Raw genomic sequence first — 25,834 nt, 5'->3', positions numbered from 1 at the left:
ACCATATTCCTTGGGTGTCGCCGTTCATGAATCATGGAACGGAGCGACGTGTTGTTCAACCTACCTGGAGCCATTCACCATGAATGCCTTTAACCGTCTCGAGCGCATCGACAACCTGTTCCCCGAAATGATGCGCCGCTGGGCGCGGCCGATGCAGATGCTGGATGAGGTGGACGTGCCGTCCGACATTCGCGTCGACATCAACGAGAACGACAAGGAATACCTGGTCAGCGCGGAGATCCCGGGCGCGAAGAAGGAGGACATCCGCGTCTCGATCGACGGCAACTACGTCTCCATCGCCGCCGAGATCAAGAAGGAGCTGGAAGAAAAGCACGGCCGCACGCTGACGAAAGAAACCTATCACGGCAGCGTGTCGCGCGGCTTCACGCTCGGCAGCGACGTGGACGAAAAGACCGCCGTCGCCAAGCTGGAGGACGGCGTGCTGCGCCTCACGCTGCCCAAGCGGCAGGGGAGCTCCAGCCGCGTGCTGAAGATCGACTAGGGGGCCCGCTCTACAAGCGGTATTGGCTGCTGGCGACTAGCTGCGCAGCGCCGTCATCTGGCTCACCCGGCATTGGCCGAACTCGCAGCGCACCGCCATGACCTGGCCGTTGGTGCAGGCCACGGTGTGGCGCTCGAAGCCCGGCCCCTTCTCCACCAGCGTCGCCTGCGGCGTGGCATTGCAACGCTGCGCCTTGGCGAGCTGCTCCACGTTGTAGGTGTCCCGGCCCGTGGGCCGGATGCTTTCCACCGCCCGCAGTGCAGGCGGCACCCAGGTGACGCGCACGCTAGGGTCGGTGTTGATGTAGCCCTTTTGCGCCATGCAGTTGGCCATCACGGTTTCCTGCTTGGTCTTCCAGGCGCGCCGCTCGGGCGTGTAGACCCAGTGATTGAAGCCGACCAGCCCGCCGATCACCACGCCGCCGACGAGCGTCGGCCATCCTTGCAGGATGCCGACGCCGATCACGCCCCCGTCGACCACGACCAGCGCATCGTCGTGCTGGCTGGCGTTGAAAGGCACGTTCTTCGCGTTCGCGCGGCACTTGGCCACGTCCTGCTCGTAGACCGAGCTTTCGACCGCCGACGGCGCCACCATGGGCACGTAGTCCGCGCCGGAACCCGAACCGGGGCCCTCCTGGGGCCGGGTTGCGCATCCACAGACCAAGGCTGTCGCGCACACGATGCTCAGCAGTTTCTTCATGAAATCCCTCGACTGGTCCTCACTCCGGGGGTCGATTGAATCACACAAATAGTTACTTTCCAAAGCGACTTTTGAGGAATTCGCATGCAAACCTCGCCATTCGGGGCTTTGAGGCCACAGGCCGACCGGCGTGCAAGGCTGATTCTCACAACGCGACCCCGTACCGCCCCTGGAAATGGCGGCCGGCGCATCCGTACCCCCGGTGAAATGAGGCTCGGCGGATAGGCTTTTGCCCGACGCCGCCGGCGATCAGCTCGCGGCGTGCGCGGCCACGCCGAGCGGACGCGCCAGCACGCGGTCGATGCGCCTGCCGTCGATCGCAGTGATCTCGAAGTTCCAGTCCTCGCAATCGATGCGCTCGCCGAGCTCGGGCAGATGGCCGGAGACGAAGATCAGCAAACCCGCCACGGTGTTGTAGCGCCCGCGCTCCTCCTCGGGCAGCTCGCGGATGCCGAGCCGCGCGCGCAGTTCGGACACCGGCATCAGGCCGTCGAGCTCCCACACGCCGTCGGGCCGTTCGTGGGCCCAGGCATCGCCCTGGGTGGCGGTCTGCAGCTCGCCGGTGATCGCTTCCAGCAAGTCGCGCGGCGTCATGAGGCCCTGCACCACGCCGTATTCGTCGACCACGAACACCAGCCGGCCGGCGCGCGTGCGGAACTGCTCCAGCAGTTCCATGCCGGTGAGCGTCTCGGGCACGAACACCGCGGGCTGCGCCACCGACTCGATGGTGCCCTCGTGCGTCGGGCTCAGCGTCAACAGGTGCGCCACGCTGATCACGCCCACCACATCGTCCAGCGAGGTGCGGCACACCGGGTACCAGGAGTGGACCAGGTTGAGCGCGCTCGCAGCAGACACCTTCTGCAGGCTCTGCGCGACGGTGAAAGAGGCCTCCAGCCATTCGATGTCGGCGCGCGGCACCATCAGCGAGCTCAGCCGGCGATCATCGAGATGGAACACATTGCGCACCATCTGGTGCTCGTGCATTTCGATCACGCCGGCATCGACGCCTTCCTCGAGGCTGGCGGAAATCTCCTCCTCGGTCATCATGCGGGCCGCGCTCGAATCGATGCGCAGCAACTTGAGCATGGCGGCCGTGGCGCCCGACAGCAAGAGCACGAAGGGCTTGGCGGCGGTGGCCAGCGCGCGCATCGGCCGCGCCACGTAGCGCGCCACCGGCTCGGGGTAGAGCTGGCCGATGCGCTTGGGCACCAGCTCGCCGAAGACGATCGTGAAGAAGGTGATGCAGGTCACCACGACGGCCGTCGACATGAAGCTCGCACCACCCGCACCCAGACCCAGCCCTTCCATCCAGTACGCGAGCGGCGCCGCGAAGGCCGCCTCGCCGACGATGCCGCTCAACATGCCGATCGAGGTGATGCCGATCTGCACGCTGGAGAGAAACTGCGTCGGATCCTCCATCAGCTTGAGCGCAGCCTCCGCCCCCGTATCCCCCGCTTCGGCCAGCGCCGCGAGCCGCGCTCGACGACTGGTGGAAAGGGCCATTTCGGACATTGCGAACAACGCGTTGAGCGTGGTCAGCAAGGCCAGCAGAAAAACATCCATGTATGCGGGAGAGAATGGGGAGATGGCACTCTACCTGATCGGCGATGTGCAGGGCTGCGACGAGCCCCTGCAGCGCCTGCTCGACGACATCGCTTTCTCTCCCAGCCGCGACACCCTGGTGCTCCTGGGCGACCTGGTCAACCGCGGCCCCGCGTCGGCCGAGGTGCTGCGGCGCGTGCAGCGCTACGGCGGCGCGGCGAAGACCGTGCTCGGCAACCACGACTTGCACCTGCTCGGCGTCGCACAGGGCGCGCGCAAGCTCGGGCGCAAGGACACGCTGCACGGCGTGCTCGAAGCGCCCGACCGCGAGGCCCTGCTCGACTGGCTGCGCCAGCAGCCCATGGCGCTGCACCGCTCGGTGGGCGGCGGCGACCTGCTGATGGTGCATGCGGGCGTGCTGCCGCAGTGGAGCGTGGCCGATACGCTGGTCTACGCGGCCGAGGTCGAGTCGGTGCTGCGCGGTTCCGCATCCGGCGAATTCCTGCACGAGATGTACGGCAACGAGCCCGCGCAGTGGAGCGACACGCTCAGTGGCCATGCGCGGCTGCGCGCGATCGTCAATGCGCTCACGCGGCTGCGTTTCTGTACGACGGATGGCCTGATGGAATTCGAAACCAAGGACGGGACCGCGTCCGCGCCCGCGGGTTTCATGCCATGGTTCGACGTGCCTGGCCGCAGGACGCAAGCCGCCACCATCGCCTGCGGGCACTGGTCGACGCTGGGCTGGCTCTCTCGGCCCGACCTGTTGTCGACCGATACCGGTTGCGTCTGGGGCGGCTGCCTGAGCGCGGTGCGCATGGGCGCGACGCTCGAGGAGCGCGAACTGATCCAGGCCCGCTGCCCGGCAGCGCAGAAGCCGGGCTGAGCCCCTAATTCGGCTGTGCTGTGGTCTTGAACAGCGCCGCGACCTTGCGCTTGCTCTTGATGTTGCTCGAGATGCCGCGCGAAGGCGTGGTCTTGGCGGCCGCTTCCCAGGCCGGCGCGGCTTCGCGCTCCGGCGTTTCGTAGGGCTGCTCGAAGAAGGGATCGCGCGGTGCCGCGGGTGCGCGGTGCGGCCGGCCACTGCGCACAGGACGGGCTTCGCTGCGTTCGCGCGGCTGGTCGAGCACGTCGCGCGCATCGCCGGCCTCGCCTTCGTCGCGCCAGTGGCGGCGGCCGTCGTTGATGCGGCCGCGCGGGCGGTCTTCCTCGAACTCGATCGGTTCCAGCTCGATCTTCTTCTTGATCAGCTTCTCGATGTCGGCCACCAGGCGCACGTCGTTGCCGCCGCTCGCGAAGCTCACCGCCAGGCCGGAGGCGCCGGCGCGGCCGGTGCGGCCGATGCGGTGCACGTAGTCTTCGGCGTTGAACGGAATGTCGAAGTTGAAGACCGCCGGCACGTCCTTGATGTCGAGGCCGCGGGCCGCGACGTCGGTGGCCACCAGCAGGTCGACCTCGCCGGCCTTGAAGGCCGCGAGCGCCTTCAGGCGCTCGTCCTGGCTCTTGTCGCCGTGCAGGGCGGTGGTATTCAAGCCTTCGCGTTCGAGCGAACGCGCAAGCCGCGCGCAGCCCAGCTTGCTGTTGACAAAGACGAAGGCTTGCTTGAGGCCGCGCTGCTTCAGGATCTGCTTGAGCGCGCGGCGCTTGTCGTCGTCGCTCACGCTGTAGAAATGCTGTTCGACGGTGGAAGCGGTTTCGTTCGGCCGCGCCACCTCGATGGTGACCGGGTTCTGCAGGTAGCTGCCCGCGAGACGCTTGATCTCGGGCGAGAAGGTGGCCGAGAACAGCAAAGTGGTGCGCTGCTTGGGCAGGAACGAGAGGATGCGCTGCAGGTCGGGCAGGAAGCCGATGTCGAGCATGCGGTCGGCCTCGTCGAGCACCACGTATTCGACCTGGTTGAGCACCGCGTTCTTGGCTTCGATATGGTCCAGCAGCCGGCCCGGCGTGGCGACCAGCACCTCGACGCCCTTCTTGAGTTCCAGCGTCTGCGGCTTCATGTCGATGCCGCCGAACACCACCGCGCTGCGCAACTGGGTGTGCTTGGCGTAGAGCTTGACCTGCTGCGCCACCTGGTCCGCCAGCTCGCGCGTGGGCAGGAGCACCAGGGCACGCACCGGATGGCGCGCCGGCGAGGTCGAGCTGTTCTCATGCTTGAGCATGCGCTGCAAAAGCGGCAGCGAGAAGGCAGCGGTTTTCCCGGTGCCGGTCTGCGCCGCGCCCATCACGTCCTGGCCCGCGAGGACCACCGGAATGGCCTGCTCCTGGATCGGCGTCATGGTTTCGTAGCCCATTTCGGCCACGGCGCGCGCCAGCGGTTCGGCCAGGGAAAGATTGGAGAAGGAGCTTGTCATGAAGCCGGGTATTGTCGCACTGCGGCAAAAGACGGCGATGACAGTGCGGTGACTGCGCGGCCTGCTATCTTTTCGATAGCATGCATCGCAGTAAAAACGGGCCATCGAGCCCCTGCGCCTCAAAGATTGCGGGTATTGAAAGTGTCGCAGGCCTTCATCGAACCACTCTTCAGCCCGGTCGTGAACCAGCGCTGGCGCTGGGCGCTGGTGCCGTGGGTGAAGCTGTCGGGCACCACCGCCCGGCCTGCCGAACGCTGCAGCGCGTCGTCGCCGATCTTCGCGGCGGCGTTCATCGCCGACTCCACGTCGCCCTGCTCGAGGATCTGGCGCGCGTTCTGCGCCTTGTTGGCCCAGACGCCGGCGAAACAGTCGGCTTGCAGTTCGACGCGCACGCTCAGCGCATTGCTGTCGGCCTGGCTGATGCGGCCGCGCATCGAATCGACCTTGCCCGTGATGCCGAGCTGGTTCTGCACATGGTGGCCGACCTCGTGCGCGATCACGTAGGCCTGCGCGAACTCGCCCGGGGCGCCGAGTTCGCGCTTCAGGGTGTCGAAGAAGCCGAGATCGATGTAGACCTTCTGGTCACCCGGACAGTAGAAGGGACCCATGGCGCTCTGGCCGGTGCCGCAGGCCGTGGGCGTGGCGCCGCGGAACAACACCAGCCTGGGCTGGCGGTAGGTCGAACCGGCCTGCTGGAAGATCGGGGTCCAGACGTCCTCGGTGTCGGCCAGCACGACCGAGACGAAGCGTGCCGCCTCGTCGTTGGCCGGCGGCGCCGGAGCCCGCTGCTGCTGTTGCTGGACGATCGGCGCTTCGCCGCCGCCGGCGAACATGCTGAGCAGCGTGAGCGGATTGATGCCGAAGATCCAGCCCGCAAGCAGTGCCACGACGATGGTGCCGATGCCGACACTCCGCCCGCCGATCGGCAAGCCGCCGAAGCCGCCGCCGCCTTCGTCCCGGCGGTCTTCCACGTTGTCGGATTCGCGGTTGCCTTCCCACTTCATGACGCTCTCCTGCTCAGGCCTTCGGCAGTGTCACACCCCGCTGGCCCTGGTACTTGCCGCCGCGGTCTTTGTAGCTCGTTTCGCAGACCTCGTCACTCTCGAAGAACAGCACCTGCGCGCAACCCTCGCCGGCATAGATCTTGGCCGGCAGCGGCGTGGTGTTGCTGAATTCCAGCGTCACGTAGCCTTCCCATTCGGGCTCGAAGGGCGTGACGTTGACGATGATGCCGCAGCGCGCATAGGTGCTCTTGCCCAGGCAGATGGTCAGCACGTTGCGCGGGATGCGGAAGTACTCCATCGTGCGTGCCAGCGCGAAGCTGTTGGGCGGGATGATGCAGCTGTCGCCATGGAAATCGACGAAGCTCTTCTCGTCGAAGTTCTTCGGATCGACCACCGTGCTGTGGATGTTGGTGAAGACCTTGAACTCGGGCGCGCAGCGGATGTCGTAGCCGTAGCTCGAGGTGCCGTAGCTGATGATGCGATGGCCGTCCTGCTCGCGGATCTGGCCTGGTTCGAAGGGCTCGATCATGCCGTTCTTCTCGGCCATGCGCCGGATCCATTTGTCGCTCTTGATGCTCATGTGAGGTCTACGCTGCGGGGGTGCCGCGGATTGTGGCATGCCGCTGATCGGCCGCGAGCGCCTCCGGAAGCGTCACGGCCCGAACGCCGCCGAAGAAGAGTTCGGACACCATCGCGCCGATCGCGTCGTGATCGAGTTCGCGCCCCGGCTTGAGCCAGGTGAACATCCAGTTGATCATGCCGAACAGCAGCATCGCCATCGGCTTGCCGAGCTTGCTTTGCGGATCCTCGCCGCGCACCTCGGCGATGGTGCGCGCGAAGGCCGCGACCACGCGCCGCTCCACGTTCAAGATGCGCTCCTGGTCCTCTTCGCGCAGGAAGCGCACGTCTTCGGTCAGCACGCGCTGGGCGTTCTGGGCAATCGCGTACTCCGCCACGAAGCGCCGGATGAGTTCGGCGAGCCGGGCCTCGGGCGCCTGGTGCTCGCGCAGCACCTCCTGCACCACCGACTCGAGCCTCTGCACGTGCTCCTCGGCGATGCGCACCGCCAGGTCGTGCTTGTCGCGCACGTAGTGATAGAGCGTGGCCTTCGACACGCCGCAGGCTGCGGCCACCTCGTTCATCGAAGTACCCGCAAAGCCGCGCTGCGCGAACAGCTGCGCCGCATTGGAAAGAATCATTTCTCGCTGGCCGTCGTAGCCGGCCGGGTCACGCACGCGAGCCATTCGGCAGCGCCCTTTCCGTTGATGTTGTTGTCAATATGCGCAAGTGCGGAACCCGAAGAAACCGTCGTCGCGCTGCGGCATCGCAAAGCCGCGGCGCTTCGGCGAGCGCAGGCGCGCGCGCGTGGCGAGCGATGCGCCGCGCAGCACGTGGGCCTGGCCGAAGACCGGCTGCGGATCGAACTCGGTGCCGCCGCTCCAGGGATCGGCACGGAAGCCCGGCCAGGGCTTCAGCGTGCCCGCGGTCCATTCATGGACGTCGGCCCAGCGGAAGCCGCGGCGCGCGGCGGTGTGGGCCGCGATTTCCCACTCCACCTCGGTCGCAAGACGGCGCCCGGCCCAGCGCGCCCAGGCATCGGCCTCCCACCAGGCCACGTGCACCGCGCTCTGGTTGCCCGCCGCGCGCACCGTGCGGCCGAAACGCTGCTGCAGCACGGAACCGCCGGCGCCATGGCGCGCGGCGCCGATCTGGGCCACATGGCGCGGGCCGCGCCGCCCTTCGGCCTGCCGCTCGAGCCACAGGAGTCCTTCGGGATGCCACAAGTCCTCGCGGTCGTAGCCGCCGTCGTCGACGAATTCCACGTACTGGCTCCAGGTGACGGGCTGGGCGTCGATCTCGAACTCCGGCACTTCGACCTGGAGCACGCCTCGCTCCTGCGCGAACGCGAAGCCGGCGTCGGCCACGCCCAGCTCCCAGGCGGTGGCCGGCATGAGGAGCGGCTCGCGCTCGACCGCGGCCGGCTCCTGCTCGATGCCCAGCGGCAAACCCAGCGTCTGGGCCATCACCACCAGTTGCTCACCGCGCAAGTCTTCGTGGAACAGCGCGAGCCGGTAGAAGTAAAGACCGGTATCGGTCTCGACTGCATGTTCGAGCAGTTCGAGCGTGCTTTCCAGCGTGTCGAGCAGATAGGCCTTGGTCTGCGCGAGATCGGGCAGCTGGGGCGACCAGCGGTCCACCCAGGCGATCTGCGCCGGATTCCAGCACGCGTCGGCCTGCGGTTCGATCGCAGCCAGCCGCGTCGGACGCACCGGGCAGTCGACGCCGAAGGCGCGCTGGGTATTGCGCCCGATCCACCATTCCGCGAACCAGCCGATGTGGCCGGCCAACCACACCGGCGGCTCGACCCCGTCCTGGCGGGGAACGGCCAACGCAGCAGAACCCAGCGCCTGTTCGTAAAGCGAAAGCAGATGCAGCGTGTGATTGCGCGCATCGATCAGCGCCAGCGAGAGCAGTTCGCGGCCCGCACGACGCATGTCGGGCGAATCGATCGAAAAAGGCAGGCTGGGGGTGCCGAAGGGCGTGCTGGACGGCGGGCTCGAAGGCATGGGCCATTATGGCCACCTGCCTTGCGGCTCGCTACGGCCATGGAACTCCACGGGTAAACCCGTCGCTCGCGCCCTGTCGAGGCCTTGCAGCACGGCGTTACCATTGCGGGCTTTGCGCCGACCTCCCCGACTGGCGCCAGAATTTTTCCCGCAGGGAGACAAGCCTTGTCCGCATTCCTCAAATTCGCGCTGGCCATGGACTGGATCAGTGCCCAGTTCGGCAAGGTGGCGGCGTGGGCCGTCCTCGCCGCCTCGGTGATCTCCGCCGGCAACGCCTTCGTGCGCTACGGCCTGGACTTCAGCTCCAATGCGTGGCTCGAGATCCAGTGGTACCTGTTCGCCGCCACCGTGATGCTCGGCGCGCCGCTCGTGCTCAAGCTCAACGAACACGTGCGCGTGGACATCATCTACGGCAAGCTCAGGCGCAACGGCCCGGTGTACGTCGACCTCTTCGGCCTGGTCTTCTTCCTGCTGCCGGTGATGGGCCTGCTCTTCTGGCTGACCCTCCCCTTCTTCCTCGGCATGCTCAGGAGCGGCGAGATGTCGGGCAACATCGGCGGCCTCATCCGCTGGCCCGCGGCCTTGATGATGCCGCTGGGCTTCGGCGCCATGTTCCTGCAGGGCGTGGCGGAAATCATCAAGCGCGTCGCCTACCTGCGCGGCCTGATCGAGATGGACACGCACTACGAGAAGCCGGTGCAGTGAGCACCGCCGCCACGAGTCCCCGCTGTCCCACGCACCGCTTCGCAGGATAAGAAATGCAGATGGAAAATTTCGCCCCGATCATGTTCGCGGGGCTGATCGTGATCATGCTGATCGGTTTTCCGGTCGCGTTTTCGCTCTCGGCGCTGGGCCTGCTCAGCGGCTTCATCGCGATCGAGATGGGCTGGTTCCCGGCCGGCTTCATGGCCAACCTGCCGCTCAACGTGTTCGGCATCCTGTCCAACGAGACGTTGCTGGCAATCCCCTTCTTCACGCTGATGGGCTCCGTGCTCGAGAAGTGCGGCCTGGCCGAGGACATGCTCGACTCGATGGGCCAGCTCTTCGGCCCGGTGCGCGGCGGCCTCGGCTACTCGGTGATCATCGTCGGCTTCATCCTCGGCGCCATCACCGGCACCGTGGCCGGCCAGGTGATCGCGATGGCGATGATCTCGCTGCCGGTGATGATGCGCTACGGCTACAACATGCGCTACTCCACCGGCGTGCTGGCGGCCTCGGGCACCATCACGCAGCTGGTGCCGCCTTCCCTCGTGCTGATCGTCATGGCCGACCAGCTCGGCACCGACGTCGGCCAGATGTACAAGGGCGCGTGGGGGCCCTCGATCCTGCAGGTGCTGATCTTCGCGCTCTACACCTTCCTGGTTTCGCGCATCCGCCCGAGCTACGTGCCCGGCGTGCCGGTCACCGCACGCACGCTCGTCGGCTGGGCGCTGTGGGGCAAGTGCCTGCGCGGCATCATCCCTTCGGCCATCCTGATCTTCGCCGTGCTCGGCTCGATGGGCGGCCTGCCCTTCATGGAGCATGCGATCGCGACGCCGACCGAGGCCGGCGCGATGGGCGCCGTCGGCTCGCTGCTGCTGGCCGCGCTCCACCGGCGGCTCAACTGGCCGATGCTCAAGGAAGCGATGAACGGCACCATGCGCCTCACCGCCATGGTGATCTTCATCCTGATCGGCTCGCGCGTGTTCTCGCTCGTGTTCCAGGGCGTGGACGGCGCGAAGTGGATCGAGCACATGCTCTCGGGCCTGCCCGGCGGACAGATCGGCTTCCTGATCGTCGTCAACATCTTCGTCTTCTTCCTGGCCTTCTTCCTCGACTTCTTCGAGATCGCCTTCATCATCTTGCCGATGCTCGGGCCGGTCGCGGCCAAGCTCGGCATCGACATGGTGTGGTTCGGCGTGCTCTTGTGCGTGAACATGCAGACCTCCTTCATGCATCCGCCCTTCGGCTTCGCGCTGTTCTACCTGCGCGGCATCGCCGACACGCTGTTCAAGAACAACGCGCTGCCGCGCAAGATCGATTCGCGCGACATCTACCTGGGCGCGATCCCGTGGGTCGGGCTGCAGCTGCTGCTGGTGGCGATCGTGATCTTCTTCCCGCAGGCCGTTACCGTGTTCCTCGACAAGAAGATCGAGGTCGACGTCGACAAGGTGCAGCTCGAGATGCCGGCCGACTCGCAGGGGCCGGGCAGCAGCATCAACATGGAAGATCCGTTCGGCACCCAGAAGCCGGCCGAGCCCGACGCCCTACCGATGCCGGAGCCCGAGCCCCCGAGCCCTGGCGCCGACAAGAAGCAGTGAGCGACGCAGTCGACGCCCCTGTCGCGCTGGAGAGCCCGGCCTACCCGCCTTTCGTGCGAACGCTGGCGGTCGTTCTGGTGATCGACCTGATCGGCTTCGGCCTCTGGAGCCTGCCGTCGCTGCGGAGCGTCGACTGGTCCACGCCCAGCCTCCTGGTTTTTGGAGTGGCGGCCATGTGCATCCTCTGGGTCGGCTACTGGATCGTCTACAGCCGCACGCGCCTCGAAGGCGATGTGCTCACGCAGACCTGGCTCTGGACCAAGCGCGAGCATGCGGCCGACGTGGCGCAACTCAAGCTCGTGCACTGGCGCTGGCTCGAGCGTGTCATTGCGCCGCGCCTGCTGGTGCGCCGCCGCAATGGCGCCGTCACCTGGTTCCATTCGGCCGACGCGCGGCTGCTCACGGGCTTTGCCGAACGCGTCGCCGAGCGCATCGCCATGAAAAAAGCCCCGCCGTAACCGGCGGGGCTTTTTGTCTTGAAGTGAAGCGCGCTCAGAGCTTCTGCTGCTGCATGAAGCGATCGTAGGTGCCTTCGGTGAAGCGGAACCAGGCATTCTGGTCGGCCAGGAACTTGGCGTAGTCGGTGTAGACCTTCTTCCACTCCGGGTTGCTGTTGTTCAGGTCCGCGTAGATCTGCTGGGCCGACTTGAAGGCTGCGTTCATCACGTCCTGCGTGAAGGGGCGCAGCTTGGTGCCGGAACCGACCAGCTGCTTGAGCGCGATCGGGTTCTTGGCATCGTACTTGGCCGTCATCGTGACGTGGGCATGCGCAGCAGCCACCTCGACCACCGCCTTGTATTCGGCCGGCAGGCCTTCCCATGCCTTGCTATTGATATAGAAGTCCAGCTGCGGGCCGCCTTCCCACCAGCCGGGGTAGTAGTAGAACGGCGCGACCTTGTTGAAGCCGAGCTTCTGATCGTCGTACGGGCCGACCCACTCGAGCGCGTCGATCGTGCCCTTCTCGAGCGCGGGATACAGGTCGGCGCCCGGGATCGATTGCGGGATCATGCCGAAGGGCTCGAGCACCTTGCCCGCGATCGGGTTGGTACGGAACTTCAAGCCCTTCAGGTCGGCGACCGACTTGATTTCCTTGCGGAACCAGCCGCCCATCTGCGCGCCCGTATTGCCGCCCGGCAGACTGAAGACGTTGTACTTGGCGTAGAACTCGCGCATCAGCTTCAGGCCGTTGCCTTCGTACATCCATGCGTTCATCTGGCGCGTGTTCATGCCGAAGGGCACCGCACAGCCCAACGCGAAGGTCGGGTCCTTGCCGTAGAAGTAGTACGGCGCGGTGTGCGCCATCTCGACCGAAGCGTTCTGCACGCCGTCGAGCACACCCAAGGCCGGCATCAGCTCACCACTGGCATGCACCGAGATCTGGAACTTGCCGCCCGTAATGTCGCTCACCTTTTTCGAGAACGTCTCGGCCGTTCCGAAGATGGTGTCCAGCGACTTCGGGAAGCTGGATGCCAGACGCCAGCGAACCGCGGCCTGCGCATGGACTGCCGGCGCGATGCCGGCAGCGAGGACGCCGGCGATGCCTGCGTTTTTGATGAGGGAACGACGATCCATTGAATTCACTCCGAGTGCATTGAAAAACGAGAACGCGGCTTGTGGCCGCGTTGCTGACTTGTTGAGTCGAGCGCGATTGTAAAAAGTGCTTACACCGTGCCGGGGGGGGTTTTCCCTGCGGCAGACGCATCGCCGAAGCGCTGCCGGATCGATTGCTCGATGCCCGCCGCATCGAGGCCGATGCTGGCCAGCAGCTTGGCCGGGTCGCCATGCTCGATGAAGCGATCGGGCAGGCCGAGTTGCAGCACGGGCTTGTCCACCTGCGCGGCCTGCAAGGCTTCCAGCACGGCGCTGCCCGCGCCGCCCATGACGGCACCCTCCTCGATCGTCACGATGGCATCGTGCGTGCCGGCCACCTGCAGCAGCAGCTCGACGTCGAGCGGCTTGGCCCAGCGCATGTTGAGCACCGTGGCATCGAGCGCCTCTGCGGCCTTCAGCGCCGGATAGAGCAAGGTGCCGAAAGCGAGGATGGCGATGCGCTTGCCTTCGCGGCGGACTTCGCCCTTGCCGAAGGGCAGCGCGTCGAGCGTGAGACCGGGCGTGACGCCGGCGCCAGCGCCGCGCGGATAGCGCACCGCCACCGGATGGTTCTGCGCGAAGGCGCTGGAGAGCAGCTGCCGGCACTCGGCCTCGTCCGCCGGGCAGGCCAGGCTCATGTTGGGAATGCAGCGGATGAAGGCGATGTCGTAGGCGCCCGCATGCGTGGCGCCGTCGGCACCCACCAGGCCGGCGCGGTCGAGCGCGAACACCACCGGCAGGTTCTGGATCGCAACGTCGTGGATCAGCTGGTCGTAGGCGCGCTGCAGGAAGGTCGAATAGATCGCGACCACCGGCTTGAGCCCTTCGCAGGCCAGGCCGGCCGCGAAGGTGACCGCATGCTGCTCGGCGATGCCGACGTCGTAGTAGCGCTCGGGAAAGCGCTGCTCGAACTCGACCAGCCCCGAGCCCTCGCGCATCGCGGGCGTGATGCCGACCAGCCGGCCGTCCTGCGCGGCCATGTCGCACAGCCAGCTGCCGAAGACCTGCGTGAAGGTCTGCTTAGGCGCCGTGGCGGGCTTGACGAGGCCGACCGCCGGATCGAACTTGGAAGGCCCGTGGTAGGCCACCGGATCGGCCTCGGCCAGCTTGTAGCCCTGGCCCTTCTTGGTGACCACGTGCAGGAACTGCGGGCCTTCGAGATGCTTGAGATTCTCGAGCGTCGGCACCAGCGAATCGATGTCGTGGCCGTCGATCGGGCCGACGTAGTTGAAGCCGAATTGCTCGAACAGCGTGGCCGGCACCACCATGCCCTTGGCATGCTGCTCGAAGCGCTTGGCCAGCTCGAACAGCGGCGGCGCGGCGCGCAGCACGGTCTTGCCGACGTTCTTGGCCGCGGCGTAGAAGTTGCCGCTCATGAGCTGCGCGAGGTAGCGGTTGAGCGCGCCGACCGGCGGGCTGATCGACATGTCGTTGTCGTTCAGGATCACCAGCAGCTTGCAGTGGCAGACCCCCGCGTTGTTGAGCGCCTCGAAGGCCATGCCGGCGGTCAGCGCGCCGTCGCCGATGATCGCGACCGCGTGGCGGTCCTCGCCCTTCTGCTTGGCCGCCATCGCCATGCCGAGCGCGGCCGAGATGCTGGTCGACGAATGCGCGGTGCCGAAGGTGTCGTACTCGCTCTCGGTGCGTTGCGGAAAGCCGGAGATGCCGCCGATCTGGCGCAGCGTGGGCATGCGCTCGCGCCGGCCGGTCAGGATCTTGTGCGGATAGGTCTGGTGGCCCACGTCCCACACCAGCCGGTCGTGCGGCGTGTTGAACACATGGTGCAGCGCGACCGTGAGCTCGACCGTGCCGAGGTTGGAGCTCAGGTGCCCGCCGGTGCGCGACACGTTGTCGAGCACGCAGCTGCGCACTTCGTCGGCCAGCTGCTTGAGCTGCGCGCGGTCGAACTGCCGCAGGACGGAAGGATCGTGGATCGTGGGGAGCAACGGAGCCATGGGGAGACTTTTTTGTTATCGGTCGCGGTCCACGACCATGTGGGCCAGCGCGCGCAGCGCGCCGGTATCGGCCAGCGTGCTGCGATCGAGCGCGGCCAGCGCCTGGGCCAGCAGTTCGCGGGCCTGGGCCCGCGCGCCGTCGAGGCCGAGCAGGGACACGTAGGTGGGCTTGTCGCTCGCGGCGTCCTTGCCGGCGGTCTTGCCCAGGGTCTGCGAATCGGCGACGACGTCGAGGATGTCATCCACCACCTGGAAGGCGAGGCCGATGGCCGCACCGTAGTCGCGCAGCGCCGCGAGCGCATCGGCCGCGATGGTGCCGCCGCAAGCCGCGCCCATCTCGACGCTGCCCTGCAGCAGGGCGCCGGTCTTGAGCCGATGCATCTCGCGCAGCTGCGCCTCGTCGAGCGCCACGCCGACGCTCGCGAGATCGATGGCTTGGCCGCCGGCCATGCCCTGGCTGCCGGCCGCACGGGCCAACAGGCGGCACAGGGTCGCCTGCACCACGGGCGCGATGCCGTCGCCATCGGGCGTGAGCAATTCGAAGGCTAGCGCCTGCAAGGCATCGCCGGCCAGGAGTGCATCGGCTTCGCCGAACTTCACGTGCACGGTCGGCTTGCCGCGGCGCAGCACGTCGTTGTCCATGCACGGCAGGTCGTCGTGCACCAGCGAATAGGCATGGATCAGCTCGACCGCGCAGGCAGCGCGCAGCGCGGCCTCGGCCTGGCCGCCGACGGCCTCGCTGGCCGCGAACACCAGCAAGGGACGCAGCCGCTTGCCGCCGTCGAGCACGGCATAGCGCATCGCGTCGCCGAGCAGCACCGGCGCGTCGATGCCGACCCATTGCGACAGCGCGGCCTCGACGCGCGCCAGCTGCGGATCGCTCCACGCGGCAAGGCGTCGGGCATCCCAGCGCAAGGCATCCGCGACCGTCATTCGCCGGTCCAGACCTTGAGGCCGCCCGCGTCGAGCACCTTGATCTGGTCTTCGACCGCCTGCAGCTTGTCGCGGCAGAACGCGAGCAGCACCGCACCGCGCTGGTAGCTGCCGAGCAGCTGGTCGAGCGGCAACTGGCCCGATTCGAGTTCGGTCACCAGCTGTTCGAGTTCCTGGAGCCCGGCTTCGTAGCTTGCGGGCAGTGCACCGGTGTCGGGCGAGGCAGGCGGGGCCGGCGGAGAAATGGGAGGCACCTTGGGCATGCGGCGATCGGGGATGAAACCGGGCATTTTAGGGCGGGGGGCGTGAACCTATGCCCACGGGTACAATCCCAGGTCTCCCAAGCCGGCACCCGCCGGCATTTTTCACCGAGCCGTCGCACCCCTCTTCGACGGCAGCCTTCCGTTCTCTTTCTCTCCCTGTGGGGAGCTTGGTCAGGTCACCCATGTCTGATTTAAGTCTTCAACTGCAGCAGGCTTCGAGCCAACTCCCGGTTTCCGCGTACTTCGACGAGGCGCTCTATGCCCGCGAGCTGCAAACGCTTTTCGCCGCCGGCCCGCGCTACGTCGGCCACCGGCTCGCCGTGCCCGAGCCGGGCAACTACCACACCCTGCCGCAGGAGCAGCAGGGCCGCGCGCTGGTGCACACGCCCAAGGGCGTGGAGCTGGTTTCCAACGTGTGCCGCCACCGCCAGGCGCTGATTCTGCAGGGCCGCGGCGAGCTCGATGCCCAGACCGGCGGCAACATCGTCTGTCCGCTGCACCGCTGGACCTATGCGGCGGCCGACCCGCGCACCACCGGCCAGCTGATCGGCGCACCGCATTTCGAGCAGGACCCCTGCCTCAACCTGCACAACTACCCGCTGACCGAGTGGAACGGCCTCCTGTTCGAGAAGAACGCCACGGGCAGGAAGCGCGACATCGCGGCCGAACTCGCGAGCCTCGGCCCGCGCGCCGACCTCGACTTCGAGGGCTATGCGCTCGACCGCGTCGAGCTGCACGAGTGCAACTACAACTGGAAGACCTTCATCGAGGTCTATCTCGAGGACTACCATGTCGGCCCCTTTCATCCGGGCCTCGGCAGCTTCGTCACCTGCGACGACCTGCGCTGGGAATTCAATCGCTACTACTCGGTGCAGACGGTCGGCGTCGCCAACCGGCTCGGCCGCGCCGGCAGCCCGGTCTATCAGAAGTGGCAGGAGCAGCTGCTCAAGTACCGCGAGGGCAAGCCGCCCAAGTACGGCGCGATCTGGCTCACCTACTACCCGCACGTGATGATCGAGTGGTACCCGCACGTGCTCACGGTCTCGACCCTGCATCCGGTGGGCCCGCAGAAGACGCTCAACATGGTCGAGTTCTTCTATCCCGAGGAGATCGTCGCCTTCGAGCGCGAGTTCGTCGAGGCGCAGCAGGCCGCCTACATGGAGACCTGCGTGGAAGACGACGAGATCGCGGAGCGCATGGACGCCGGCCGCCGCGCGCTGATGCAGCGCGGCGACGACGAGAGCGGTCCCTACCAGAGCCCGATGGAAGACGGCATGCTGCAGTTCCATGAGTGGTACCGCCACGAGATGAAGGCTTAAGACCCCGCGATGCAGGCGCTCTGGATGGTGCTGGGCGCACTGATCTTCGCCACCATGGGCGTGTGCGTGAAGATCGCCTCGGCCTGGTTCACGAGCGCCGAGCTGGTGCTTTACCGCGGGCTGATCGGCATCGTCTTCCTCTGGGTGCTGGCGAGAAGCCGCGGCGTCACGCTGGCCACGCGCTACCCCGGCATGCACGCATGGCGCAGTTTGATCGGCGTGTTCTCGCTCGGCGCCTGGTTCTACGCGATCGCGCACATGCCGCTCGCCACCGCGATGACGCTCAACTACATGAGCAGCGTCTGGATCGCCGCCTTCCTGGTCGGGGGCGCCCTGCTCGCCTGGGTGCCGGTACCGGGCCGCGACGGACGCATACCGCGGCCGCCGCTGCAGGGCCCGCTGGTGCTCACCGTGCTCGCGGGCTTCGGCGGCGTGGTGCTGATGCTCAAGCCCACGGTGGGCGACAACCAGGGTTTTGCGGGGCTCATAGGGCTCTTGTCCGGGCTGACCGCCGCCTTCGCCTACATGCAGGTGGTGGCGCTCTCGCGGGCCGGCGAGCCCGAGGCGCGCACGGTGTTCTACTTCGCGCTCGGCTCCGCGGTGGCGGGCGGGCTGGCCGCCCTGCTGGGCGGCTTCACACCCTGGGCCGCATGGACCTGGCGCCATGCGCTGTGGCTGGTGCCGGTGGGCGTGTTGGCGGCGCTGGGACAGCTTTGCATGACGCGCGCCTATTCCAGTGCCAAGACCGAAAGCGGTACGCTGGTGGTCGCGAACCTGCAGTATTCGGGCATCGTCTTCGCGGCGATCTACAGCGTGCTGCTGTTCGGCGACCGCATCGACGCGGCCGGCTGGGCCGGCATGGCATTGATTGTCGTGAGCGGCATCGCCGCCACCGTGTTGCGCCAGCGCTCGCTGCCCAAGGCGCCTGCGGAAGAGCATTGAAGGAGCTCATATGTACACGACCCTGATTTCCGTCGACCAGCTCATGGCGCTGCAGGACAGCGGCGCTCCGCTGATGGTGTTCGACTGCAGCTTCGACCTGATGAAGCCCGAAGCCGGCGGCGAGCAGTACCGCGCGGCCCACATTCCCGGCGCGGTCTACGCCAATCTCGACACCGACCTGAGCGCGAAGCACGGCCTGCCCGGCGCGCGCGGCGAGGTGGTAATCGTGACGACGGACGAGGGCCCGCCGGCCTCGGGCGGGCGCCACCCGCTGCCCAGCCGCGAGAAGTTCGCGGCCTGGCTGTCCGGCGTCGGCTTTGGCAACAACATGCAGGCCGTGGTCTACGACCGCAACGGCGCCAACTACTGCGGCCGGCTCTGGTGGATGCTCAAGTGGATGGGGCACGAGGCCGTGGCCGTGCTCGACGGCGGGCTGCAGGCCTGGCAGGCGGCGGGCGGCGCAGTGACCGCCCGCGAAGAGCCGGCGCGCTTCCAGTCGAACTTCGTCGCCGGCACGCCCTTGCTCGCGCTCGCCGACACGCAGACCGTCGCCTCGCGGCTCGAGAAAGCTGACCAGACGCTGATCGATGCGCGCGCCGCAGCACGTTATCGCGGCGAGGTGGAACCTCTGGACCCGATCGCGGGTCACATCCCCGGGGCCCTGAACCGGCCTTTCACCGAAAACCTCGGTCCCGACGGCAAGTTCAAGCCGGCCGCCCAGTTGCGCGCCGAGTTCGAAGCGCTGCTGGCGGGGCGGGATCCCGCAACGGTCGTCCATCACTGCGGCAGCGGCGTGAGCGCCGTGCCCAACCTGCTCGCGATGCAGATCGCCGGGCTGGGGCCGACCGCGCTCTATGCCGGCAGCTGGAGCGAGTGGAGCAACACGCCGGGGCTGCCGACCCGGCAAGGTGCGAAAGCATGAATTTCCAACGCGCTTTTTCCGGTCTCGCGCTGGCGTCCCTGCTCGCGGCGGCGCCCTGGGCCACCATGGCGCAGACACAGCAACGCGCGCATGTGCACGGCCAGGTCAAGCTCGACGTCGCGATCGACGGGCCGGCGATCGTGATTGCGATGGAGTCGCCGCTCGAGAATTTCGTCGGCTTCGAGCATGCGCCGAAGACCGATGCCGAGAAGAAGACCGCGGAGGCTGCGGTCGCCCAGTTGCGCGCGGCCGACCAACTGTTCAAGATCGATCCGGCAGCCAACTGCAAGCTCGGCCCGATCGCACTGCAATCGACGGCGCTGGGCCTGGGCAAGGCCGAGGCCGGCACCGGCGCCGCCGAAGGCCATGCCGACCTGGACGGCACCTTTGCCTTCAACTGCACCAATGCGGCAGCGGCGAAATTCATCGACATCGGCCTGTTCACCGCCTTCAAGGGCATGCGCCAGATCGATGCCCAGATCGTTTCACGCGAAGGCCAGTTCAAGCGCACGCTGAAACGACCGAATTCACGGCTGGCCTGGGGCAAGTGACTCCGGTTCTCAGCGTCGAGTCGCTGCGCTTCGCCTGGCCCGGCGCCGGCGCACCCTGCGTCGACATCGAGCGGCTCGAGATCGCGGCCGGCGAGGCCGTGTTCCTGCACGGTCCCAGCGGCTGCGGCAAGAGCACGCTGCTGTCGTTGCTGGCCGGCGTGCTGGTGGCCGGTGCAGGCCGCGTCACGCTGCTGGGCCGCGACTGGGCCGCGCTCTCGGGCAGCGCGCGCGACCGCAACCGGGTTGCGCATGTGGGCTACATCTTCCAGCAGTTCAACCTGCTGCCCTACCTCAGCGTGCTCGACAACGTGCTCCTGCCTTGCCGCTTCTCGGCCCGCCGCATGGCGCAGGCCTCGCGCGCGGGTTCGGCGCGGGTGCAGGCACAGCAGCTTCTGGAACGGATGGGTCTGGACGCCAGCCTGTGGCAGCGCCAGGCCATGCTGCTCTCGGTGGGCCAGCAGCAGCGCGTGGCGGCGGCGCGCGCGCTGATCGGCCAGCCGGAGGTCGTGATCGCCGACGAGCCGACCTCGGCGCTGGACGAAGACCGGCGCGAGGCTTTTCTCGACGTGCTGGTCGCGGCCTGCCAGGCCAGTCACAGCGCATTGGTGTTCGTGAGCCATGACCAGCGCATCGCGGCGCGCTTCGGCCGCCACATCCTCTTGCCCGATATCAATCGCGCCGCGGCCGTGGGAGCCGCTGCATGAAGGCCTTGTTCGGCATCGCCTGGAAGAGCGCCTGGAACCGCCGCTTCACGCTCGCGCTCACGGTGCTGTCGATCGCGCTGTCGACCTTCCTGCTGCTCGGCGTCGAACGCATCCGCACCGAGCTGCGCGAGAACTTCTCGTCCTCCGTCTCGGGCACCGACCTGATCGTGGGCGCGCGCACGGGGTCTTCGCAGCTCCTGCTCTACTCGGTGTTCCGCATCGGCGCCGCCACCAACAACATGCAGTGGAAGAGCGTGCAGGCGCTGGCCCAGCACCCGGGCGTGGACTGGGTCCTGCCGCTCTCGCTCGGGGATTCGCACCGCGGCTTTGCGGTGCTCGCGACCACGCCCGAGTACTTCCAGCACTTCCGCTACGGCGAGCGCCGGCCGCTGCAGCTGCGCGAAGGCACGGCCCTAGCCGAGCTCTTCGATGCGGTCGTCGGCGCCGAGGTGGCCGACCGGCTGGGCTACCACGTGGGCCAGAAGATCACGCTCGCGCACGGCAGCGGCGAGCTCAACGTGGCCGAGCACGCGGACAAGCCCTTCACGGTGGTGGGCGTGCTGGCGCGCACCGGCACGCCGGTCGACCGCACGGTGCACATCGGCCTGCCGGCGATGGAAGCCATCCATCTCGAATGGGCCGGCGGCGCGCCGCTGCCGGGCGTTCGGATTCCGGCCGAGCAGGTGCGCAAGTTCGATCTCACGCCCAAGAACGTGACCGCAGTGCTGGTCGGCCTCAAGAACCGCGCGGCGGTGTTCGGCGTGCAGCGCTGGGTCTCGACCTACCCCGCCGAAGCGCTGATGGCCATCCTGCCGGGCGTGGCGCTCGACGAGCTCTGGAGCGTGGTCGGCATCGGCGAGAACGCACTCCTGCTGATGTCGGCGCTGGTCGCGCTGGTCAGCCTCGCCGGCCTGGTGTCGGTGGTGATGGCCGGCCTCAACGAACGCCGCCGCGAGCTCGCGGTGCTGCGCGCGGTAGGTGCCAGCCTGCGCCACGTGCTGGCGCTGCTGGCGCTCGAAGGCGCACTGGTCACGCTGCTGGGCGTGGCGATCGGCGTGGTCTTGGCGGTGCTCGGCATCGCCCTGCTCGCGCCATGGCTGCAGGCCCAGTTCGGCCTCGCGCTTCGCCTCAGCGAACCTACACTGAACGAATGGATACTGCTCGCCAGCCTGCTCGCAGCCGGCTGGCTGGCCAGCCTGCTGCCGGGCGTGCGCGCCTACAGACTCTCGCTGGCCGATGGACTCTCCCCGAGGATTTGAAGATGAAGAAGACGATGCTGCGCCCCCTGCTCATGGCCCTGTGCACCGCCGCTGCAACCGCGGCCTTCGCGGCCGACCCCGCGCCGCAGGCGACCTCGCCGACCAATCCGATCGGCGGCAAGGCCGCTGCCGCCAAGCCCGCGGCGGGCCAGCCCCGGCTCATCTCGTGGGAAGAGCTGGTGCCCAAGGACTGGGACCCGATGAAGGAATTCAAGGGCATGGACCTGAGCAAGCTCGAAGACGGCGATCCGCGCGCCAACGACCTGCTGCTGAAGATGCAGGAGGTCTCGAACAACGCGCCGACCAATCCGGCGATGAACGGCGTCGAGGTGAAGATCCCGGGCTTCATCGTGCCGCTCGAGGAAAACAAGGGTGAGGTCACCGAGTTCCTGCTGGTGCCCTACTTCGGCGCCTGCATCCACACGCCGCCGCCGCCGGCCAATCAGATCCTGCACGTGCGCCCGCGCCAGGGTGCGAAGTTCCGCGCCATGGACACGGTGTGGGTCACCGGCAAGCTGCAGACCCTGCGCAACGACTCGATGATGGGCGTGAGCGGCTATCACGTCACGGCCGAGAGCGTGACCAAGTACACGGGCGGCGCCAAGTAGCTGCCAGCGCTGTCGCGCGGGGATCGCGTTCGTCCTACGCGCATGTCATGCAGACCCTCACAGGGTCGGCACGGTGCGATTTCTAGTGTGGCCCCTGGCGCAGGCACGCGGCTGCGCCGCCCACGAAATCCACCCACGACATCCCACCAAAGGAATCAGCATCATGAGCAAAGCACCTCCCAAGAAGAACGACGCCGTCGATCTACTGGACGCGGACCACATCGCCGTGAAAAAACTGTTCCAGGAATTCAGCAAGCTGGCCGAAGCCAAGGCGCCCGCCGATCAGCGCGAGGCCTTGGCCGACCAGATCTGCCGCGAGCTGAGCGTGCATGCGCAGATCGAGGAAGAGATCTTCTACCCGGCGGCGCGCGCCGCCATCCACGACGATGCGCTGCTCGACGAAGCCACCGTGGAGCATTCGACGGCCAAGGAACTGATCGCGCAGATCGAATCCATGGGCCCCGAGGAGGCGCTGTTCGATGCCAAGGTGATCGTGCTCGGCGAATACATCGATCACCATGTGAAGGAAGAGCGCGAACAGATCTTCGACAAGGCGCGCAAGTCCAAGATGGATCTGGTCGCGCTGAAGGAGCAGCTGGCGGCGCGCAAGGAGGAGCTGATGCAGCACCAGGAAGCGATGGCCTGAAGCCTATGATGGACAGGCCGGTGCCATCCGCGGCATCGCCCCTGTTCCATCGTCAAGGAGCGCTCCATGTCCAACCACGTCTACAAACTCCTCGAACTCACCGGCTCCTCGCCCACGAGCAGCGACGACGCCGTGCTGCGCGCGATCTCGAAGGCCAGCGAGTCGGTGCGCAACATCCAGTGGTTCGAGGTCACCGAGACCCGCGGCCATGTGCAGGACGGCAAGGTGGCGCACTGGCAGGTGACGCTGAAGGTGGGCTTCACGCTCGAAGACTGAAAGCCCGCGCGCGGCTCAGCCTGCGCCCGGACGCCGCGGCGCAGGCTGGTCGTGCTGCTTGCCAGCGCCGCTCTGAGGCCCGGCGCGCTCGAGCACGCTGATCTGGCCGTCGCTTTCGAGGTAGGCGAGCCGGATGGCGTCCATCGCTTCGATCCCCTTTTCGCGCAGCTTGGACTTCAGTTCGTCCTCGGTGATCAGGTTGCGCTTGAGCGCCTTCCAGACCATCTTGCCGTCGCGGATCAGCGGTTCGGGCGGCGGCTCCATCAGGCGCTTGATCGCTTTGCTGCGGTAGCTGGCCCAGTCGAGCATGTAGTTCCAGGCCGCCAGCGTGGCGAGCAGTACGAAGCCCTCGGCGATCGAGCGGTATTCGCCCTGCATCGCGTTGCTCGATGCGTCGGCGATGAGCACGACGAACAGCAGATCGGCGATGCCCAGCGATCCGGCATCGCGCCGCAGGATGAAGCGGAACAGCAGCAGCAGGAACCAGTAGATCGCGCTGCCGCGCAGGATGATCTCCCACACCGGTATGTGGAAGGCGAACAGCTCGGCCAATTCACCGTCCATGCGCCGACCTCGACCTGGAGTTTCAATCCGGCGCTTGCATCACGCGGTCGAACTCCTCGTCGGCCGGCACGTTGTCGGCATCGAGTTCGCTGGCGTCGGTCAGATCGATGCCGGTCTCCTCCGACAACTCGTCAGCAGCTTCGGCCTCTTCTTCTTCCTCGGCCTCGGCCTCGTCTTCGGGCAGCTCGTCGTCGAGTTCGTCGTCCGTCGGGTTGTCGCTTGTAACAGCGGAACGCAGCGGGGGATCGGCGCTGGTCATGATCGGCTCCTTGACTGATGGATCGCGTTGGGCAGCCCCCAAGTGTGAGCCTCCTCGGTCGCGTTGAACAGCCCCGAGTGTGGACCTACGGCGCAGGCCGGTGTGTCGGAGAGCGCCCCATCTGCGCCTTCAGTGCTTGCGGCCGTGCTCTTCGTGCGCGTGCGCCGGATCGGTGTGTTCGTGGTCGCCGTGGGCCAGCCGGCTCACCCCCATGACCAGCAGGATGCCGACCGCGAGCCAGGCGATCTGCAAGGCGGTCTGGCGCGCGGCCAGGCGCTTCTGCAGTTGCGGGATCAGGTCGGCCAGCGCGACGTAGACGAAGCTGCTGGAGGCCAGCACCAGGAAGTACGGCAGCCAGCCGTGCAGCCGATCGACCAGCCACCAGCCGGCCAGCCCGCCCAGCGCGGTCATGGTGCCGGCGAGCGAGACCTTGATCAGCGCGGCGCGCGGATTGGGCGAACTCTGGCGCAGCACGACCAAATCGCCGATGTGGTGCGGCACCTCGTGCGCCAGCACCGCGAGCGCCGCCACCAGGCCCAGGCGCAGGTCGGCGATGAAGGCCGACGCGATCAGGATGCCGTCACCGAAGCAGTGCACGCTGTCGCCGGTGAGCACGGCCCAGCCGCCACCCTTGGAAGTGTGGCCATGAGGATCCGAATGGGCGTGCGCATGGTCGTGTCGATCGTGGTGGTCATGCCCGTACGCTTCGCGGGCCTCACCATCGTGGTGATGCTCGTGGCCGTGGTGCCACAGCTCGGCCTTGTCGAGCAGGAAGAAGAAGACCAGGCCGAACAGCAGCACGCCGAACAGCAGGCCGGGCTCGATGCGGCTCTCGAAAGCCTCGGGCAGGAGATGCATGAAAGCGGTGGCCAGCAGCGCGCCGGCGGCCAGGCTCAGCAGATGCTGCGGATTCACGCCGCCGCCGCTCTTCACGCCCACGCGCAGCAGCAGCGCGGCGATCCAGACACTTCCGATGCCGGCGACCAGGGTCGCGGCGATGATGGCTAACAGGTTCATGACTGCTTCATAAAAAATAAAAGCCGCCCATCGGACGGCTTTCGGTGGAAAGCGGCTGGCGAATGCCGCTCTCTAGGCGACACCGTTGGCTTGGAACCAGGCCAGGGTGCGCTTCCAGCCGTCTTCGGCAGGGCCGGCAACGTAGCTCGGCCGGTAGTCGGCATGGAAGGCATGGCCCGCTTCGGGGTACACGACGAACTGGGAGGCCTTGGCCGCCGGAGTGCCGGTTGCCAGAGCCGCTTTCATCTTATCAACCGTGTCAAGGGGGATGCCCTGGTCCTTGCCGCCATAGAGGCCGAGCACCGGCGCCTTGAGGGTGGCGGCGATGTCGATCGGATGCCTGGGCGTGAGTTCGCTGGGCTGGCCGACCAGGCGGCCGTACCAGGCCACGCCGGCCTTGACCTTGCCGGTGGCTGCATAGAGCCAGACGATGCGGCCGCCCCAGCAGAAGCCGGTGATCGCGGCCTCGTCCACGTCGCCGCCGTTGGCGGCCGCGTATTTCAGCGCGCCGTCGAGGTCGGCCATGACCTGGGCATCGGGCACCTTGCTGACCACCTCGGCCTGCAACTTCGGAATGTCGGTGTAGGTCCTCGGGTCGCCCTGCCGCGCATAAAGCTCGGGCGCGATCGCCAGGTAGCCGGCCTTGGCGAAGCGCCGGCAGGTGTCGGCGATGTACTCGTGCACGCCGAAGATCTCCTGGATCACGAGCACCACCGGCAGACCGGTCTTGCCGGCCGGTGCAGCCGCATAGCCCGGTACGTCGAAGCCGTTGACGTTGTACTTGATGGGGCCGGCCTTGAGGCCGTCGGCCGGAGTCTTGATCGCGGTCTGCGCAGCGATGGGCAGCGTGGCGGCCGCGTAGCCGACGCCGATCGCAGCTTTCAGCGCAGTGCGGCGCGTGGCGCCCTGTTCCGTGCTTTCGCCGGGGCGAAGCGAATCGAATTCGGCTTTCAGCTCGGAACCCGTATCGAATTGAGGCATGTCGTATTACTCCAGTTGATCGACGGACAAAGAAGGCGCAGCTGCGAAGCGCACGCCGCAATGTAGGCGATCAGAGCGGA

General features: G+C 67.1%; 29 protein-coding genes. 14 read left to right on the top strand and 15 right to left on the bottom strand.

The window, feature by feature from the left end; translation table 11 throughout:
• Positions 1–79 precede the first annotated feature (79 nt).
• Positions 80–502 carry an Hsp20/alpha crystallin family protein gene (locus ACSQ89_RS07990; RefSeq protein ID WP_436292662.1) on the top strand — a complete coding sequence of 141 codons (423 nt, stop codon included), beginning with the start codon at positions 80–82 and terminating at the stop codon, positions 500–502.
• A gap of 36 nt (positions 503–538) precedes the next feature.
• Here the strand turns inward: ACSQ89_RS07990 and ACSQ89_RS07985 are convergent, their stop codons facing one another.
• Entirely contained in the window at positions 539–1,201 is a 663-nt protein-coding gene (locus ACSQ89_RS07985; RefSeq protein ID WP_139191675.1) for a hypothetical protein, read from the bottom strand.
• 249 nt (positions 1,202–1,450) lie between these two features.
• A complete protein-coding gene (locus tag ACSQ89_RS07980) occupies positions 1,451–2,764 on the bottom strand; it encodes a hemolysin family protein (RefSeq protein ID WP_436292661.1) in 1,314 nt (437 codons plus the stop codon).
• 22 nt (positions 2,765–2,786) lie between these two features.
• On the opposite strand from ACSQ89_RS07980, the gene ACSQ89_RS07975 reads away from it, so the two are divergent.
• Complete coding sequence (locus tag ACSQ89_RS07975) at positions 2,787–3,629, top strand: symmetrical bis(5'-nucleosyl)-tetraphosphatase (RefSeq protein ID WP_093106288.1); 843 nt, start codon at positions 2,787–2,789, stop codon at positions 3,627–3,629.
• Positions 3,630–3,633: 4 nt separating this feature from the next.
• Here the strand turns inward: ACSQ89_RS07975 and ACSQ89_RS07970 are convergent, their stop codons facing one another.
• The 5 genes from ACSQ89_RS07970 to ACSQ89_RS07950 form a co-directional block, all read right to left on the bottom strand.
• A complete protein-coding gene (locus ACSQ89_RS07970; protein WP_436292660.1) occupies positions 3,634–5,094 on the bottom strand; it encodes a DEAD/DEAH box helicase in 1,461 nt (486 codons plus the stop codon).
• Between the two features lie 119 nt (positions 5,095–5,213).
• The gene (ypfJ, locus tag ACSQ89_RS07965) at positions 5,214–6,098 is read right to left on the bottom strand and encodes a KPN_02809 family neutral zinc metallopeptidase (protein ID WP_436292659.1); all 885 of its coding nucleotides are present in this window, start codon (positions 6,096–6,098) and stop codon (positions 5,214–5,216) included.
• A 13-nt stretch (positions 6,099–6,111) separates the two neighbouring features.
• A complete protein-coding gene (dcd, locus tag ACSQ89_RS07960) occupies positions 6,112–6,678 on the bottom strand; it encodes a dCTP deaminase (RefSeq protein ID WP_093106295.1) in 567 nt (188 codons plus the stop codon).
• Positions 6,679–6,685: 7 nt separating this feature from the next.
• Positions 6,686–7,342, bottom strand: a complete 657-nt coding sequence (locus ACSQ89_RS07955) for a TetR/AcrR family transcriptional regulator (RefSeq protein ID WP_093106297.1) — start codon at positions 7,340–7,342, stop codon at positions 6,686–6,688.
• Positions 7,343–7,372: 30 nt separating this feature from the next.
• A complete protein-coding gene (locus tag ACSQ89_RS07950) occupies positions 7,373–8,665 on the bottom strand; it encodes an SUMF1/EgtB/PvdO family nonheme iron enzyme (RefSeq protein ID WP_093106300.1) in 1,293 nt (430 codons plus the stop codon).
• Between the two features lie 165 nt (positions 8,666–8,830).
• On the opposite strand from ACSQ89_RS07950, the gene ACSQ89_RS07945 reads away from it, so the two are divergent.
• From ACSQ89_RS07945 to ACSQ89_RS07935, 3 genes are read left to right on the top strand one after another with little or no spacing between them, the layout of a single operon-like run.
• The gene (locus ACSQ89_RS07945) at positions 8,831–9,370 is read left to right on the top strand and encodes a TRAP transporter small permease subunit (RefSeq protein WP_093106303.1); all 540 of its coding nucleotides are present in this window, start codon (positions 8,831–8,833) and stop codon (positions 9,368–9,370) included.
• A gap of 53 nt (positions 9,371–9,423) precedes the next feature.
• Complete coding sequence (locus tag ACSQ89_RS07940) at positions 9,424–10,965, top strand: TRAP transporter large permease (RefSeq protein WP_436292658.1); 1,542 nt, start codon at positions 9,424–9,426, stop codon at positions 10,963–10,965.
• Positions 10,962–11,423: a hypothetical protein gene (locus ACSQ89_RS07935; RefSeq protein WP_436292657.1), complete on the top strand. Its 462-nt coding sequence runs from the start codon at positions 10,962–10,964 to the stop codon at positions 11,421–11,423. Before ACSQ89_RS07940 ends, ACSQ89_RS07935 begins: the two co-directional genes overlap by 4 nt.
• Before the next feature lie 34 nt (positions 11,424–11,457).
• On the opposite strand, the gene ACSQ89_RS07930 is transcribed toward ACSQ89_RS07935, so the two are convergent.
• From ACSQ89_RS07930 to xseB, 4 genes are all read right to left on the bottom strand, one after another.
• Complete coding sequence (locus ACSQ89_RS07930) at positions 11,458–12,537, bottom strand: TRAP transporter substrate-binding protein (protein WP_436292656.1); 1,080 nt, start codon at positions 12,535–12,537, stop codon at positions 11,458–11,460.
• Between the two features lie 89 nt (positions 12,538–12,626).
• A complete protein-coding gene (gene dxs / locus ACSQ89_RS07925; RefSeq protein WP_436292655.1) occupies positions 12,627–14,510 on the bottom strand; it encodes a 1-deoxy-D-xylulose-5-phosphate synthase in 1,884 nt (627 codons plus the stop codon).
• Positions 14,511–14,525: 15 nt separating this feature from the next.
• Complete coding sequence (locus ACSQ89_RS07920; RefSeq protein ID WP_093106315.1) at positions 14,526–15,443, bottom strand: polyprenyl synthetase family protein; 918 nt, start codon at positions 15,441–15,443, stop codon at positions 14,526–14,528.
• A complete protein-coding gene (gene xseB / locus ACSQ89_RS07915; RefSeq protein WP_093106838.1) occupies positions 15,440–15,706 on the bottom strand; it encodes an exodeoxyribonuclease VII small subunit in 267 nt (88 codons plus the stop codon). The genes ACSQ89_RS07920 and xseB overlap by 4 nt, the downstream gene beginning before the upstream one ends.
• Before the next feature lie 182 nt (positions 15,707–15,888).
• Here xseB and ACSQ89_RS07910 point away from each other — a divergent pair, with 182 nt between their 5' ends.
• The 9 genes from ACSQ89_RS07910 (at position 15,889) to ACSQ89_RS07870 (ending at position 22,933) form a co-directional block, all read left to right on the top strand.
• Positions 15,889–17,025 (top strand): aromatic ring-hydroxylating oxygenase subunit alpha, encoded by a 1,137-nt coding sequence (locus ACSQ89_RS07910; protein WP_436292654.1) that lies wholly within the window; start codon positions 15,889–15,891, stop codon positions 17,023–17,025.
• Positions 17,026–17,034: 9 nt separating this feature from the next.
• Positions 17,035–17,967, top strand: a complete 933-nt coding sequence (locus tag ACSQ89_RS07905) for a DMT family transporter (protein WP_436292653.1) — start codon at positions 17,035–17,037, stop codon at positions 17,965–17,967.
• A 10-nt stretch (positions 17,968–17,977) separates the two neighbouring features.
• Positions 17,978–18,889 (top strand): sulfurtransferase, encoded by a 912-nt coding sequence (locus tag ACSQ89_RS07900; RefSeq protein ID WP_436292652.1) that lies wholly within the window; start codon positions 17,978–17,980, stop codon positions 18,887–18,889.
• The gene (locus tag ACSQ89_RS07895; RefSeq protein WP_436292651.1) at positions 18,886–19,440 is read left to right on the top strand and encodes a DUF2796 domain-containing protein; all 555 of its coding nucleotides are present in this window, start codon (positions 18,886–18,888) and stop codon (positions 19,438–19,440) included. Before ACSQ89_RS07900 ends, ACSQ89_RS07895 begins: the two co-directional genes overlap by 4 nt.
• Positions 19,437–20,144: an ABC transporter ATP-binding protein gene (locus ACSQ89_RS07890; protein ID WP_093106325.1), complete on the top strand. Its 708-nt coding sequence runs from the start codon at positions 19,437–19,439 to the stop codon at positions 20,142–20,144. Before ACSQ89_RS07895 ends, ACSQ89_RS07890 begins: the two co-directional genes overlap by 4 nt.
• On the top strand, positions 20,141–21,403 hold the full coding sequence (locus ACSQ89_RS07885; RefSeq protein WP_436292650.1) for an ABC transporter permease: 1,263 nt from the start codon (positions 20,141–20,143) through the stop codon (positions 21,401–21,403). Before ACSQ89_RS07890 ends, ACSQ89_RS07885 begins: the two co-directional genes overlap by 4 nt.
• A gap of 2 nt (positions 21,404–21,405) precedes the next feature.
• Positions 21,406–22,011, top strand: coding sequence for a DUF3299 domain-containing protein (locus ACSQ89_RS07880; RefSeq protein ID WP_436292649.1), 606 nt, complete (start codon positions 21,406–21,408; stop codon positions 22,009–22,011).
• Between the two features lie 163 nt (positions 22,012–22,174).
• Positions 22,175–22,657 (top strand): hemerythrin domain-containing protein, encoded by a 483-nt coding sequence (locus ACSQ89_RS07875; RefSeq protein ID WP_093106333.1) that lies wholly within the window; start codon positions 22,175–22,177, stop codon positions 22,655–22,657.
• Between the two features lie 66 nt (positions 22,658–22,723).
• Complete coding sequence (locus tag ACSQ89_RS07870; protein ID WP_093106336.1) at positions 22,724–22,933, top strand: dodecin; 210 nt, start codon at positions 22,724–22,726, stop codon at positions 22,931–22,933.
• Between the two features lie 15 nt (positions 22,934–22,948).
• On the opposite strand, the gene ACSQ89_RS07865 is transcribed toward ACSQ89_RS07870, so the two are convergent.
• The 4 genes from ACSQ89_RS07865 to ACSQ89_RS07850 form a co-directional block, all read right to left on the bottom strand.
• The gene (locus ACSQ89_RS07865) at positions 22,949–23,497 is read right to left on the bottom strand and encodes a DUF421 domain-containing protein (protein WP_093106338.1); all 549 of its coding nucleotides are present in this window, start codon (positions 23,495–23,497) and stop codon (positions 22,949–22,951) included.
• A gap of 22 nt (positions 23,498–23,519) precedes the next feature.
• The gene (locus ACSQ89_RS07860) at positions 23,520–23,756 is read right to left on the bottom strand and encodes a hypothetical protein (RefSeq protein WP_093106340.1); all 237 of its coding nucleotides are present in this window, start codon (positions 23,754–23,756) and stop codon (positions 23,520–23,522) included.
• 129 nt (positions 23,757–23,885) lie between these two features.
• Positions 23,886–24,773 carry a ZIP family metal transporter gene (locus tag ACSQ89_RS07855; protein WP_436292648.1) on the bottom strand — a complete coding sequence of 296 codons (888 nt, stop codon included), beginning with the start codon at positions 24,771–24,773 and terminating at the stop codon, positions 23,886–23,888.
• 72 nt (positions 24,774–24,845) lie between these two features.
• Positions 24,846–25,754 carry a dienelactone hydrolase family protein gene (locus ACSQ89_RS07850; protein WP_436296154.1) on the bottom strand — a complete coding sequence of 303 codons (909 nt, stop codon included), beginning with the start codon at positions 25,752–25,754 and terminating at the stop codon, positions 24,846–24,848.
• Between the last annotated feature and the right edge of the window lie 80 nt (positions 25,755–25,834).

Origin of the sequence: Variovorax sp. LjRoot175 (assembly GCF_964253805.1) — a bacterium.
Lineage (GTDB): Bacteria > Pseudomonadota > Gammaproteobacteria > Burkholderiales > Burkholderiaceae_C > Variovorax.
Note: the sequence above shows the minus strand (reverse complement) of the source record. Positions and strands in the feature narration are given on the sequence as shown.